The organism is Amycolatopsis pigmentata (assembly GCF_042684065.1).
Lineage (GTDB): Bacteria > Actinomycetota > Actinomycetes > Mycobacteriales > Pseudonocardiaceae > Amycolatopsis_E > Amycolatopsis_E pigmentata.
In genome coordinates this window covers 48,416-61,853 of sequence record NZ_JBHUKR010000026.1, presented here as the reverse complement: position 1 = coordinate 61,853, position 13,438 = coordinate 48,416, and the positions used below count along the sequence as shown (strand labels likewise).

Here is a 13,438-nt window from a genome sequence, read left to right as displayed (position 1 = left end):
GTTACTGAACGACGTCGTCCACCGAGGGCGACTCGTTGCGGGACAGGTTGATGCCGAGGTTGGCGGCGGCCCGTTCCAGGTCTTCGTCGTCGGAGTCACGCATCTCGATCGCCGCACCGTCGGAGGAGAGCACCTCCACGTTGAGGCAGAGCGACTGCAGCTCCTTCAACAGCACCTTGAACGACTCCGGGATACCCGGGTCCGGGATGTTCTCGCCCTTGACGATCGCCTCGTACACCTTCACACGACCGACCACGTCGTCCGACTTGATCGTCAGCAGTTCCTGCAGCGTGTAGGCCGCGCCGTAGGCCTGCATCGCCCAGCACTCCATCTCACCGAAGCGCTGGCCACCGAACTGCGCCTTACCGCCCAGCGGCTGCTGGGTGATCATCGAGTACGGGCCGGTGGACCGGGCGTGGATCTTGTCGTCGACCAGGTGGTGCAGCTTGAGGATGTACATGTAGCCGACCGCGACCGGGTACGGGAACGGCTCGCCGGAGCGACCGTCCAGCAGGGTGGCCTTGCCGTCACCGCCGACCAGACGGGCACCGTCACGGTTGGGCTTGGTCGAGTCCAGCAGGCCGAGGAGCTCCTCCTCCTTCGCACCGTCGAACACCGGGGTCGCGGTGTTCGTGCCGGGTTCGACGTCGTAGAGCTCCTCGGGCAGGTTCCTCGCCCAGTCGGGAGAGCCCTCGACCTGCCAGCCCTGCGACGCCAGCCAGCCCAGGTGGAGCTCGAGGATCTGGCCGATGTTCATCCGGCGGGGCACACCGTGAGTGTTCAGCACGATGTCGACCGGGGTGCCGTCCTCCATGAACGGCATGTCCTCGGCCGGCAGGATCTTGCCGATGACACCCTTGTTGCCGTGCCGCCCGGCGAGCTTGTCGCCCGGCTGGATCTTGCGCTTCTGTGCCACGTAGACGCGGACCAGTTCGTTGACGCCCGGGGGCAGTTCGTCGTCGTCCTCGCGGGAGAACACCCGGATGCCGATGACCTTCCCGGTCTCGCCGTGCGGGACCTTCAGGGAGGTGTCACGGACCTCACGGGCCTTCTCGCCGAAGATCGCACGCAGCAGGCGCTCCTCCGGGGTCAGCTCGGTCTCACCCTTGGGGGTGACCTTGCCGACCAGGATGTCGCCGTCGCGGACCTCGGCACCGATCCGGATGATGCCGCGTTCGTCGAGGTCGGCGAGGACCTCTTCGGACACGTTCGGGATGTCCCGGGTGATCTCCTCGGCACCGAGCTTGGTGTCCCGCGCGTCGATCTCGTGCTCCTCGATGTGGATCGAGGTGAGCACGTCGTCCTGCACGAGCCGCTCGGAGAGGATGATCGCGTCCTCGTAGTTGTGGCCTTCCCAGGGCATGACCGCGACGAGCAGGTTCTTGCCCAGCGCCATCTCGCCGTTCTCGGTGGAGGGCCCGTCCGCGATCACCTGGCCCGCCTCGACCCGGTCGCCCTCGGAGACGATCGGCCGGTGGTTGAAGCAGGTGCCGTGGTTGGTACGACGGAACTTGTAGAGCCCGTAGCTCTTGCGGGTGCCGTCGTCGTGCATGATCGTGATCAGGTCCGCCGACAGCTCCTCGACCACCCCGGCCTGCTCGGCGACGAGCACGTCACCGGCGTCGACCGCGGCGCGCAGTTCCATGCCGGTGCCGACCAGCGGCGACTCGTTGCGCAGCAACGGCACCGCCTGGCGCTGCATGTTCGCGCCCATCAGCGCGCGGTTGGCGTCGTCGTGCTCCAGGAACGGGATCATCGCCGTGGCGACCGACACCATCTGGCGCGGCGACACGTCCATGTAGTCCACGTCCATCGGGTCGATCAGTTCGACCTCGCCGCCCTTCCGGCGGACCAGCACGCGATCCTCGGCGAAGTACCCGTCGTCGGTCAGCGGCGCGTTGGCCTGCGCCTTGACGAAGCGGTCCTCCTCGTCGGCGGTCAGGTAGTCGATCTGGTCGGTGACCTGACCCTCGACGACCTTGCGGTACGGGGTTTCGATGAAGCCGAACGGGTTCACCCTGGCGTAGGAGCACAGCGACCCGATCAGGCCGATGTTCGGACCTTCCGGGGTCTCGATCGGGCACATCCGGCCGTAGTGGCTCGGGTGCACGTCGCGGACCTCCATGCCGGCGCGTTCACGGGAGAGACCGCCGGGGCCGAGCGCCGACAGGCGGCGCTTGTGGGTCAGCCCGGACAGCGGGTTGTTCTGGTCCATGAACTGCGAGAGCTGGGAGGTACCGAAGAACTCCTTGATCGCCGCCACCACGGGACGGATGTTGATCAGGGTCTGCGGCGTGATCGCCTCGACGTCCTGCGTCGTCATCCGCTCGCGGACCACGCGCTCCATCCGGGACAGACCGACCCGGATCTGGTTCTGGATCAGCTCACCCACGGTGCGCAGGCGGCGGTTGCCGAAGTGGTCGATGTCGTCGGTCTCGACCGGCACCTCGACGCCGCCGGGGGCGGTCATCTGCTCCTCGCCGGCGTGCAGCCGGACGAGGTACTCGATGGTGGTGACGATGTCTTCTTCGGTCAGCGTGCCGGTGTCGTAGGGGATCGACAGGCCCAGCTTCTTGTTGACCTTGTACCGGCCGACCTTGGCCAGGTCGTAGCGCTTGTCCTTGAAGAACAGGTTCTCCAGGAGGGTCTGCGCGCTTTCCTTGGTCGGCGGCTCGCCGGGACGCAGCTTGCGGTAGATGTCGAGCAGCGCCTCGTCGGTGCCGGCGGTGTGGTCCTTTTCCAGGGTGGCCAGCAGCGTCTCGGAGAAGGAGAACCGCTCGCGGATCTGCTCGGTCGTCCAGCCCAGTGCCTTGAGCAGGACGGTGACCGGCTGGCGGCGCTTGCGGTCGATCCGGACACCGACGGTGTCGCGCTTGTCGACGTCGAACTCGAGCCACGCCCCGCGGCTGGGGATGATCCGGACGCTGAAGACGTCCTTGTCGGTGGTCTTGTCGACGGTCTGGTCGAAGTACACGCCGGGCGAGCGGACCAGCTGGGACACCACGACACGCTCGGTGCCGTTGATGATGAAGGTGCCGCGGTCGGTCATCACCGGGAAATCACCCATGAAGACCGTCTGGCTCTTGATCTCGCCGGTGTTGTTGTTGACGAACTCGGCGGTCACGAACAGTGGCGCCGCGTAGGTCATGTCCTTGTCCTTGCACTCCTCGACGGAGGCCTTGACCTCGTCGAAGCGCGGGTCCGAGAAGGACAGGGACATGGAGCCGGAGAAGTCTTCGATCGGGGAGATCTCGTTGAGGACCTCCTCCAGGCCGCCGACCGGGTTCTCCTCGCCCTCTTCGACGCGGCGCTCGAACCACTTCTCGTCCCCGGTGAACCATTCGAAGGACCGGATCTGGACGTCGAGCAGGTTGGGAGTGGCCAGCGGTTCGCGGATCTTCGCGAAGGAGACCCGCTTGGGGGCCCCCGGGATCGCCGAGGAATTCGATTCTGTAACAGCCGAGGTGGTCGCAGCAGTGGCCTGGTTCGCGGGAGAGACTGCCAAGATGCGTCCTTCCGGGGACAAATGAGCGGTGAGCAGCCGCGCTAGCAACTACTATTGCGACTCTCAAGGGGTGCCGTGTGCCCACCATCCTAGCTGCCGTGCCCGAGCAGCCTGAAAGAGGGCAGCGCAAATAAGCAGTCTAGCCCGAACGCCGTGCCTTGTCGAGGGGCGCTCCGATGGGGCCCAGATCTCGATCACGACGTCTTCAGGTATGCCTCCCGGATCGACCCTCCCGCAAGGGCCTCACCGCACGCAGTAAGCGTGACCCCACAGCGCGAAAGAGTCAAGATGCCACGCCCTCAACCCGCCAGTTGGCGCAACGTCATCGCGCCCGGTAGCCAAGCCCGAAACCACGGCGCGACCTGCGGCGGAGCGGTTCGGCGGCGGCCCGGCGGGGCAGCGCCGAAGAAGCCGGACCCGAGCGATTCCCGGCGCGCGGGGACGCGGAGGCGGACCGGACTCCGCCCGGCCACCGGCAACCACCGCATCACCCTTCCGGACGGCTCGAAAAACCGCCCGGAAGGGTGATGTGGACCGGCGTGTTACTTGCTTGCCGACGGCGCCGCGGGTGCCGGCTGCGCGGGCGTGGAAGGCTGCCCGGTGTTGTAGGTGTCGAGGTCGGTGACCTTCCACTTACCACCCGTGTTCTGCATCTGCAGCCAGAGCTGGGCACTGCCGCTCGAGGTCTGGTTCTGGTCGGTGCGAGTCGCGGTCTGGTCGACGAAGACCATCACCCGGGCGCGGTCGTCGTCGAGCATGAGCACCGCGCTGCGGCTCGCCTTCACCGTGACCACGATCTTCTGCTGCGGAGCAAGCCGCTGCACCTCACCCATCAGGCTGGTGTACTTGTTCCGCACATCGTCGTTGAGCAGCAGATCCTTCGCCGCGTCCTGCGTCTTGCCGACGTTGGTGAAGTCGTAGGAGAACAGCGTTTCCACCGCGCCGGTCGCGGCCTGCTTGACCTCCGAGGTGCGTGCCACGTCCAGCAAGGCCGTGTTGGCCGTCGCGTCGCTCACCTGGTTGTCCTCGATCTTGAACCACACCGCGAGCCCGATGAGCACCACCGCGACCGCGAACAGGGCGCCGGTCAGCACCTTCCGGTCCGGGCGGCCCGACCACTCTTCGCCGTCCTGCTCGGCGACGGCCGCCTCCGCGGCGTTGTAGTCGGCCGGTTTGGCCACCCCGTCGTCCCGGCTCTTGCGGCGGGGGCTCGGCTTGTCAGGTGCCTCTTCCACCTTGTCGATGACGGATGTGTCCTCGGTGTCCTCGGTCGTGGTCTCGCGGCGCCGCGGTGAGGGGGCGGGCCGGCGGATCCCGGACGAACGGGACCGGCCCGCGGGTGGCGGCTGGCGGGGGGGAACTGCTGGCAAAACGACCTCCTACGCCGTCACTGTCCGCTGCTCACGGTGGGCACCGAGCTGATCGAGGACACCTTCCAGTCCTGACCGGTCCGGGTCATCTGCACCTCCAGGCGCAACGGCTTGACGACGGGCTGCTGCCCTTCCTTCGTCACCTGGGTGCTGATCGCGGCCAGGAAGCTCGCCTTGCCCTCGTGGTCGTTCAACTCCTCGACACCGATGTCCTGCACGGTGGTGACGACCTTCGTCTTCGCGTCCGCCATCGCCTGCCGGTAGTTGTTCTCGGTGTTCTTGATCTGCGTCTGCATGTCGGGGTCCGACACGGCGAGCTGCCGCTGGAAGTAGGCGTCCGGGTTGGTGTAGTCGAGCTCCGTGTAGGCCTTGACCGCGGTCCTGCCGGTGCTGACGACCTGGTCGCGAGCCTGGGCCAGGGCGAGGTCGCCGTTGCCGGAGTCGACCCACCACTGGACGCCGAACACGGCGGCGACGATCAGCGACGCGGCGGCCAGTCCCGCCGCGGCCAGCAGCGCGTACCGCCGGATCGGCGACTCGCCGGGTTCCGCCTCCTGGCCGGGCACCGGATCGACGTCGATCTCGTGGTCCGGCTGGGAGCCGCCCTCGTCGACAGCTTCGTCGGAAGTCATGGCGCTCCAGGGTAGGTAGTCGGGTTGATCAACGGTCAGCCAGGCAGTGCCAACAGGGCGGACAGGGTGTTCAGCGACACCCCGGGCGAACCGGCGACCCCCGGGGTGCCGCTCAGTTCGGCCAGGTCCTCCTGCTCGCGGTTGGCGTTGGCGTTCAGCTGGCCCTGCGTCGGCGCGACCGGCACGCCGTTGTACGGCGCGTTCTGCGCACCCCGCACGGAGATGGGGCTTCCGGTCGACTCGGCGCAGTAGGCCTTCTGGTCCGGCTGGCGCTGCGTGATCTCGGTACCGGACCGGTACGTGCTCGGGTTCGGGTACCCCTTGGTGCACGGGGGCGGGTCTTCCACGTTGAGCACGAGGCCCAGGTGCGCCGTCCCGTCACCGGGCACGACACTGCGGGCGCCGACCGCGAGGACCGGATAGCTGACCAGCACCTGCCGGATGCCGGCCTGCCGGGTCAACAACAGGTTCGATGTCGTGAGCAGGTTGGCGAACAGCTCACCCAGGCCCGGGCCGGTGTCGGTGACCAGCTGGTTGAGGGACGAGGCGGCGTTCGGGGTCACCTCGACGAGCTTGCGCAGGTCACCGTCGGAACTCTTCAGCGTCGCGGAGAGGTCCTTGAGGTTCTTGCTGAACTCCGCCATCGACGACGACTCGGCGTTCTGCGTGTGCAACACGGTTCCGCCGTCGTTGAGCAGCTGGACCGTCTGCGGCAGGTACTGCTGCGCCGACGCGGTGAAGTCCCGGGTGGTGTCGAGCAGCGTCTGGAGATCCGGTCCCGTGCCGGAGAAAGCCTGGTAGGACTCGTCCACCACGGTGCGCAGCGCACCGGTGGGCACCGAGCCGGCGAGCGAGTCGAGGTCCATGATGACCTGATCGGTGGCCAGCGGGGTCTTCGTCTTGGCGGCCGGGATGACCGTGCCGCCGGTGAGGAACGGGCCGGCGTCGGTGTTCGGCCGGAGGTCGACGAACTGCTCACCTACCGCGGACCGGTTCGCGACCACGGCCTCCAGGTTCTGCGGCACGCTCGGCGCGTCCGGATCGATGTTCAGGTCCGCTTCCAGCCCGCTCGCGGTGAGCCGGAGCGGGCCGACCTTGCCGATGTTGTAGCCGCGGTAGGTCACCTCGGCACCGGAGAAGATGCCACCGGACTCGTTGAGCTCGAGTTTGACGGTGTAGCCACTCCGGCCGAAGGCCTGGCCCAGCCCGGCGAACCGGATCAGGGCGTACACGATCGCGACCACCGCCACCAGCGCGAACGCGATGAGCTGGATCTTCGTCTTGCGTACCAGCATCAGGAACCGCCTCCCAGCAGGCCACCCAGGATGCCCCCGAGACCCGGCTGCTCCTGCGGCGTGCCACCACCGGCACCACCGGCCGCGGACGGCTTGGAGGACTTCTGGGGCAGCAACGGCAACGGCGGCAGGCCGTCCGGCAGGATTCCGGACAGCGGGTTCTGCCTGCTACGGCCGAGGTTGTCCAGCACGGTCTTGAGGTTCAGGTCGATCGAGGCGTAAAGGTTGAAGTAGTCGCCCTTGGCTCCCGCCACCGCCGCGTCGGTGAACGGGTAGGTCAACAGGATCTCCAGCGACTTCGGCAGGCTCGATCCCGCCTGCCCGAGCTTCTGCAGGGTGGGCATCAGCGCACGAAGATCGGCGACGAGGTCGTTCTGGCTCTTGTTGATCGTGTCCACGGTGACCCCGGAGAGGTTGCGCAGCGCCTGCAGCATGGTGACCAGCTGCCCCCGCTGCTGTTCGAGCACACCGAGCCCGGGCCCCAGGTTGCCCACGGCGTGCACCAGCTGGTCCTTCTGCCCGTTGAGGGTCGAGGAAAGCCGGTTCAGCCCGTCGAGGGCGCGGGTGATGTCGGCGGACTGCGCGTCCAAAGTGGACACCAGTTTGTCCGCGCCGGACAACAGGTTCCGGATGTCCGCTTCGCGGCCCGTGGTCGCCGTGTTGAGTTCCTTGGCGATGGTGTCGATCTGGTCCACGCCACCGCCGTTGAGCAGCATCGACAGCGCGCCGAGCACTTCTTCCACCTCGACGCTGCGGTTGGTCCGGGCCAGCGGGATCTCCGCGTTGTCGGCGAGCGAACCCTTCGCCAGATCGGTGCCGGGCGAGGTGAGTTCGATGAATTTCTCGCCCAGCAGGCTGGACTGGCGGATGTTCGCCAGTGCGTTGGCCGGCAGGTGCACGTCGCCGTTGAGGCGCATGGTGACCTCGGCGTTCCAGCCGTCCGGGGTGAGCGCGACGGATTCCACCCGGCCGACCGGGACCTCGTTCACCTTGACCCCGGCCTGCGGCACGAGATCGAGCACGTCCCGGAACTGCGCCTTGATCGTGTACGGGTGGCTGCCCAGATCCGCGCCGCCGGGCAGCGGGATGTCGTAGATGCCCCCGAACGCGCAACCCGTGAGGGTCAGCGCGACGGCCATCCCCGAGGCGGCGAGTGCGATGGATCGCTTCACTTCGACTTCGCCCCCGTCCCGAAGAGGTCGCTCAGCGGCAAGGGCAGCGGTGGCGCCTGACCGTGCTGGAGAGCGTTGACGATCTGGGGGGCGGAAGGCAGCTTCACCGCGCCGCTCAGGATCGGCTCGACGGACTTGCACAGATCGCCCACCTTGTTCAGCCCGTCCGGGGTCTGCTTGAGCAGGTTGCAGATCATCACGAGCGGCGGCTGGGTCAGGTCGTTGAGGTCCGCCCGCACGTCCAGCGTGCCCGACGCGCCGTTGTAGGCGTTGACCACGTTGTTCAACCCGTCCGGCGCGACATCGAGGATCTCCGCGAGCGCGCTGCGCTGGTCGACCAGTACCTTCGTCACCCCGGCCAACTTGTCCACATTGGACCTCAGCTGGTTGTGGTGGTGGTCGATGAAGTCCTGCACCATGGCCAGTGTCGTGCCCAGCTGGCGCACGGTCGCGGCCAGATTGTCCTTCTCCCCCGCCAGATATCCGCTCACGTCGGCGAGCTGGCCTTCGAACTGACGGACCTGCTTGTCGTTGTCGGCCAGCGCGGTGGAGAAGTCGGCGAGGTTGGCCACGGTGGCGAACAGGTCGTCCCGGTTGCCCGACAGGGTGCCCGCCGCCTGGCCGAGCTTGGTGATCGTGTCGTGCAGGGCCTGCCCGTTGCCGTCGAGGTTCTGGGCGAGCGTGGTGAGCAGGTCGGACAGCGACCCGTTCTTGTTCACGCCGTTCGGGCCGAGCGACTGGGTGACCTTGTCCAGGCTCGAGTAGAGCTCGTCCACCTCCAGCGGCACCGCCGTGCGGTTGAGCGGGATCACCGCGTTGTCCGCGATCCGCGCACCGCCGGTGTAGGCGGGTGCGAGCTGCACGTAGCGGTCACTGACCAGTGAGGGCGCGACGATCGCCGCCTGCGCGTTCGCCGGGATCGCGACGGAACGGTCGTAGTCCATGTCGACCCGCACCTGGTTGCCCATCGGCTGCACCGCGGTGATCGTGCCCATGTCCACGCCGAGTACACGGACGCTGTTGCCCGGGTACAGGCCTATGGCACTCGGGAAGTACGCGGTGAGGTGCCTCTTGCCGGCATCCGAGAGGGTCCACCACAGCGCGCCGGCGACGACCAGTCCGAGCACGCAGGCGATCACGACGCCCCGTGCGAGGCTCTGCCCGAAGCGGGTGTCACTCATTTCGCGTTACACCCCTGTTCGTTGAGCGGGCCTACGGAAGGCAGGATCAGGCCACAGATGTAGCTGTCGAACCAGCGCCCATTGCCCACCGTGTTGGTGAACACGCGGATGTAGGGCGCGAACCGTTTGATGCCCTCGGCCAGCGCGTCCTGGTTGCGCTGCAACATCGAGGTGAGCTGATCCAGTGAACCGAGCACCGGCGTCAGTTGTTTGTCGTTGTCGCTGATCAGGCCCTGCAACTGCTTCGAGAGCTCCTGCGAACCCGTGAGCAACGTGGAGATCGCCTTCTCACGATTGCCGATCTCGTCCAGCAGCTTGTTGCCGTCGGTCAGCAGCTTGGTCAGCTCGGCGTCGCGGTCGGCGAGGGTCTGGCTGATCTGCCGGGTGTTGGACAGCAACTGGGACAGTTGGCTGTCCCGCTTGGCGATGGTGTCCGACAGCCGTGACAGACCGTTCAGCGCGCCCTTCACTTCCTGAGGCGTTCCGGAAAGCGTCTGCGACAGCGTTTCGAAGGACTTCGACAACTGCTGCGTGTCGATCTGGTTCACCGTCGACGACAGGTCACGGAAGGCGTCGAGCACGTCGTAGGGAGCGATCGTGCGCTCCTTGGGGATCGTGGCCGACGGGTCGAGCGACTTCTCGCCGAGCGGGTCCAGCGAAAGGTACTTCTGCCCGAGCAAGGTCTTGATCTTGATCGTGGCCTGGCTCTTGTCGCCCAGCCAGACGTCCTTGACCCGGAACGAGACCTTCACCTGCGGGCCGTCGAGACCGACATCGGTCACCTTGCCGACCTTCACCCCGGCGACCCGTACCTCGTCACCGTCCTTGAGCCCGGCGGCTTCGCTGAAATCGGCGGAGTAGGTGGTGCCCGCGCCGATGATCGGCAGACTGTCGGCGTTGAGCGCCACGACCAGCCCGAGCGCCATGATCACCAGCCCGGTGATCGCGATCGGGACGGGGTTGCGGGACTGGAAACTCTTCATGATCCGCACCGGTCCCGGGTCTGCGGCATGAGCGGCACATTCACCGGCTTGGTGACCAGGCCGGGGATCGTCACGCTGCCGTTGGCCGAGCACATGAAGAAGTTGAACCAGGAACCGTAGTCCGCGGTGGAAGTCAGCACGGTCACCTTCTGCGGCAGGAACTGGATGAAGTGCTCCACGAGGGCCTGGCTGTCGTTGAGGTTGCCGGCCAGCGTGCCGAGCGCGGAAATGTCGTTCTTCAGTGGATCCCGCACCTGCGAGACCAGCCCGGAAGTGGTGGTCGCCAGGCCCCCGAGCGCGGAGATCGCGTCACCGATCGGCTTGCGGTCAGCCGCGAGGCCCGACACCAGTTGCTGCAACCGGACGATCAGATCCGACAGCTGCGGAGTGTGCGCGTTGACCGCGTCCAGCACGCTGTTCAGGTTCGTGATCAGCTGCCCGATCACCTGGTCCTTCTGCGCGATCGTGCTGGTCAGGGTGGCCGTGTGGGCGAGCAGGCTGTCGATCGTGCCGCCCTCGCCCTGCATCACCCGGATCACTTCGAAGGACAGCTTGTTCACGTCGTCCGGGTTCAGCGCGGCGAACAGGGGCTTGAACCCGTTGAACAACTCGTCGAGGTCGAGCGCCGGCCGCGTCTGCTCGAGCGGGATCGTGGCGCCGGGTGCCAGCGGCTTCGTGTCCCCGCCGGTGCCCTGGGACAGCGAGACGTACCGCTGGCCGACGAGGTTGCGGTACTTGATGGTCGCCATCACGTTCGACGGCAGGCGGTGACCGCTGTCGACGTCGAAGTCCACCTGCGCCTGGCGCCGGTCGACCACCTTGACGTCGGTCACCTGGCCGACCTTCACCCCGGCGATCCGGACGTCGTCACCGGCCATCACCAGCGTCGCGTCGGTGAACCGGGCGCTGTAGCCCTTGGTGTCGCCGGTGTCGATGTTCGCGATGCTGATTCCGAGGATCGTGGTGACCACCACGGTCACCATGATGAACACGACCAGCTTGATCAGTGGCGCGGCGATGCCCCTCACCGGACGGTCACCTCCGCGCCCCGGTACAGCGGCGCGACCAGCAGGCCACTCCACCCGGGGACATCGGAGGCGGACATGCCCACCTGGGGTCCGATCAGCTGGGCCAGGAAACCCTGCTCGGCGGGCGTGTTGGCGATGCTGCCCCCGCTCGCGCCGCCGCCGTTGTAACCACCGGCGTCGGCCGAGGTGTTCGCGGGCTGCAAGCCGTCACTGGCGGCACGCGACCCGGGCGGCGGGGTACTGCCGTCCTTGATCGGCCCATCGGGCGGGTACTGCGGGAACGGCATCGGGTAGTCCTTGACGTTGTAGCACCGCGGACCGCGCTTGTCGTCGAATCGCGGCTCGTCCCGGCCCGCCTTGTACGGGCCCCGGTTGACCGTGACCTCGATCGTCGCGCGCAGCCCCGGCTTGCTCGTCCCCTTGCCCAGGGACTGGTCCACGAACGGGACCAGATCGGCCATGGAACCGAACAAGCACGGGTATTCCGGCGCGTACTGGGCGAGCAGCTCGGCCGTCGGGCGGGAGTTCGAAGACAGCCTGATCAGGTTCGAGGAATTGGCGCGCAGGAACGATTCCAGCGTCTGCGAGGCGCCGGTCACCTCGCCGTAGAGCGACTGGAGGTTCCGTTGTTCGGTCACCACCGTCTTCGCCGTGGTGGCCAGGTTGTCCATGGTCTGGACCAAGTCGGGGGCAGAAGCGTTCAGATTGTCCGAGAACTTGGCCAGCTCCTGCAGGTTCTTCCGCAACTCCGGCAGGTGCGGGTTGAGGTCCCCGACATAGGTGCCGAGCTGGGACAGCGTCCTGCCGAACTGGTCGCCACGGCCGTGCAACGCGGTGGAGATCGCGGTGAGGGTGGCGGACAGCTTTTCCGGTTGCACGGCCTGCAGAACCGGCAGCAGATCGTCGATCGCCTTTCCCAGCTGGATCGCGTCGGAGGTGCGATCCTGAGGGATCACGTCACCCGCCCGCAGCGCGGTCGCCGTCGGAGTCCCCGGCGGTATTTCCAGGGAAACGAAGCGCTCGCCGAACAGCGTCTTCGGCAGGAAGCGGGCCGAAACGCCGGCGGGGATCATCTTCGCCGACTCCGGGTCCAGCGCGAGGGTCAACTCGGCTCCCTTTCCGGTCGCCACCACCGACTTCACCGAGCCGACGATCAGCCCGCGCACCTTGACGTCGGACTGCGGCATCAACTGGTTGCCGATGTCACCCGCTTCGAGCTTCACCTCGACCGTGGGCGTGAATGCCTTGTCGTACAACGCGATGCTCAAGGTGACCCCGGCCGCGAGCACGGCGACCAGCAACAGACCGAGCACTCTGCGCCGCACCACGGACAGCGCTCCACGGCTCATGCTGGTTCTCCCGCCAGCGCGAGGTGGTCGTAGGAAAGCCTGTTCATCCCGCGATCCTCACCGTCGTCGACGTGCCCCAGATGGCGAAACCGATAAAGAAGTTGATGATCGCGACGGTGACGATGCTCAGGCGCACCGCACGGCCCACCGCGACACCCACCCCTGCCGGCCCGCCCGAGGCGCGGTAACCGAAGTAGCAGTGCGTCAGGATGATCACCACACTGAAGATGAGCACCTTGACGAACGAATAGAAGACATCCTGCGGTGGCAGGAAAAGATCGAAGTAGTGGTCGTAGGTACCCGCGGACTGGCCGTAGAGGTAGATGACGACCAGCCTCGAGGCGAGATAGGACGACAGAAGCCCGATCACGTAAAGCGGGATCACCGCGACGAATCCGGCGATGATCCGCGTCGTCACAAGATAGGGCAGGCTCGGCACGCCCATGACTTCGAGGGCGTCGATCTCCTCGCTGATCCGCATCGCGCCGAGCTGCGCGGTGAAACCCGCGCCGACCGTGGCGGACAGCGCCAGCCCGGCGACCAGAGGCGCGATCTCACGCGTGTTGAAGAAAGCGGTCAGAAAACCCGTGAACGCCGAGGTTCCGATCGAGTTCAACGCCGAATAGCCCTGCAGGCCGACGAGCACACCGGTGAACAGCGTCAGCCCGATCATCACGCCGACGGTTCCGCCGATCACCGCCAGCGAACCCGAACCGAAACTCACTTCGGCGAGCAGCCGCAGGACTTCCTTGGTGTAGCGGCGAATCGTGCGCGGCGTCCAGGCGAGGGCGCGCGCGTAGAACGACATCTGGTCGCCGAAGGTGTCGAGAACCTCGACCGGGCGGTGCGCGATTCGCTTCGCACTCTGGCGCATTGTCATCGCCGTTCCGCCTCCACCTGCGGGCGGGCCGTTTCCGAGCACG

At 66.9% G+C, this 13,438-nt stretch carries 10 protein-coding genes; all 10 read right to left on the bottom strand.

Annotated elements, in window-relative coordinates:
* Window position 1: 1 nt before the first annotated feature.
* Window positions 2-3,505, bottom strand: coding sequence for a DNA-directed RNA polymerase subunit beta (gene rpoB / locus ACFSXZ_RS38645; RefSeq protein ID WP_378271254.1), 3,504 nt, complete (start codon window positions 3,503-3,505; stop codon window positions 2-4).
* 542 nt (window positions 3,506-4,047) lie between these two features.
* Window positions 4,048-4,875: a hypothetical protein gene (locus ACFSXZ_RS38640; protein ID WP_378271253.1), complete on the bottom strand. Its 828-nt coding sequence runs from the start codon at window positions 4,873-4,875 to the stop codon at window positions 4,048-4,050.
* Window positions 4,876-4,892: 17 nt separating this feature from the next.
* Complete coding sequence (locus ACFSXZ_RS38635; protein WP_378271252.1) at window positions 4,893-5,507, bottom strand: hypothetical protein; 615 nt, start codon at window positions 5,505-5,507, stop codon at window positions 4,893-4,895.
* Between the two features lie 35 nt (window positions 5,508-5,542).
* On the bottom strand, window positions 5,543-6,802 hold the full coding sequence (locus ACFSXZ_RS38630; protein WP_378271251.1) for an MlaD family protein: 1,260 nt from the start codon (window positions 6,800-6,802) through the stop codon (window positions 5,543-5,545).
* Window positions 6,802-7,941: an MCE family protein gene (locus tag ACFSXZ_RS38625; RefSeq protein ID WP_378271370.1), complete on the bottom strand. Its 1,140-nt coding sequence runs from the start codon at window positions 7,939-7,941 to the stop codon at window positions 6,802-6,804. Before ACFSXZ_RS38625 ends, ACFSXZ_RS38630 begins: the two co-directional genes overlap by 1 nt.
* Before the next feature lie 29 nt (window positions 7,942-7,970).
* Complete coding sequence (locus tag ACFSXZ_RS38620; RefSeq protein WP_378271250.1) at window positions 7,971-9,155, bottom strand: MCE family protein; 1,185 nt, start codon at window positions 9,153-9,155, stop codon at window positions 7,971-7,973.
* The gene (locus ACFSXZ_RS38615) at window positions 9,152-10,138 is read right to left on the bottom strand and encodes an MCE family protein (RefSeq protein WP_378271249.1); all 987 of its coding nucleotides are present in this window, start codon (window positions 10,136-10,138) and stop codon (window positions 9,152-9,154) included. Before ACFSXZ_RS38615 ends, ACFSXZ_RS38620 begins: the two co-directional genes overlap by 4 nt.
* A complete protein-coding gene (locus ACFSXZ_RS38610) occupies window positions 10,135-11,166 on the bottom strand; it encodes an MCE family protein (protein ID WP_378271248.1) in 1,032 nt (343 codons plus the stop codon). The genes ACFSXZ_RS38615 and ACFSXZ_RS38610 overlap by 4 nt, the downstream gene beginning before the upstream one ends.
* The gene (locus ACFSXZ_RS38605) at window positions 11,163-12,515 is read right to left on the bottom strand and encodes an MCE family protein (protein WP_378271247.1); all 1,353 of its coding nucleotides are present in this window, start codon (window positions 12,513-12,515) and stop codon (window positions 11,163-11,165) included. The genes ACFSXZ_RS38610 and ACFSXZ_RS38605 overlap by 4 nt, the downstream gene beginning before the upstream one ends.
* A gap of 43 nt (window positions 12,516-12,558) precedes the next feature.
* A complete protein-coding gene (locus ACFSXZ_RS38600) occupies window positions 12,559-13,389 on the bottom strand; it encodes an MlaE family ABC transporter permease (protein WP_378271369.1) in 831 nt (276 codons plus the stop codon).
* Window positions 13,390-13,438 lie beyond the last annotated feature (49 nt).

Coding starts and splice junctions, on each gene's coding strand:
- ACFSXZ_RS38635 (WP_378271252.1), bottom strand. CDS start 5,507: ATGACTTCCGACGAAGCTGTCGACGAGGGCGGCTCCCAGCCGGACCAC.
- ACFSXZ_RS38630 (WP_378271251.1), bottom strand. CDS start 6,802: ATGCTGGTACGCAAGACGAAGATCCAGCTCATCGCGTTCGCGCTGGTG.
- ACFSXZ_RS38625 (WP_378271370.1), bottom strand. CDS start 7,941: ATGGCCGTCGCGCTGACCCTCACGGGTTGCGCGTTCGGGGGCATCTAC.
- ACFSXZ_RS38620 (WP_378271250.1), bottom strand. CDS start 9,155: ATGAGTGACACCCGCTTCGGGCAGAGCCTCGCACGGGGCGTCGTGATC.
- ACFSXZ_RS38615 (WP_378271249.1), bottom strand. CDS start 10,138: ATGAAGAGTTTCCAGTCCCGCAACCCCGTCCCGATCGCGATCACCGGG.
- ACFSXZ_RS38605 (WP_378271247.1), bottom strand. CDS start 12,515: ATGAGCCGTGGAGCGCTGTCCGTGGTGCGGCGCAGAGTGCTCGGTCTG.
- ACFSXZ_RS38600 (WP_378271369.1), bottom strand. CDS start 13,389: ATGCGCCAGAGTGCGAAGCGAATCGCGCACCGCCCGGTCGAGGTTCTC.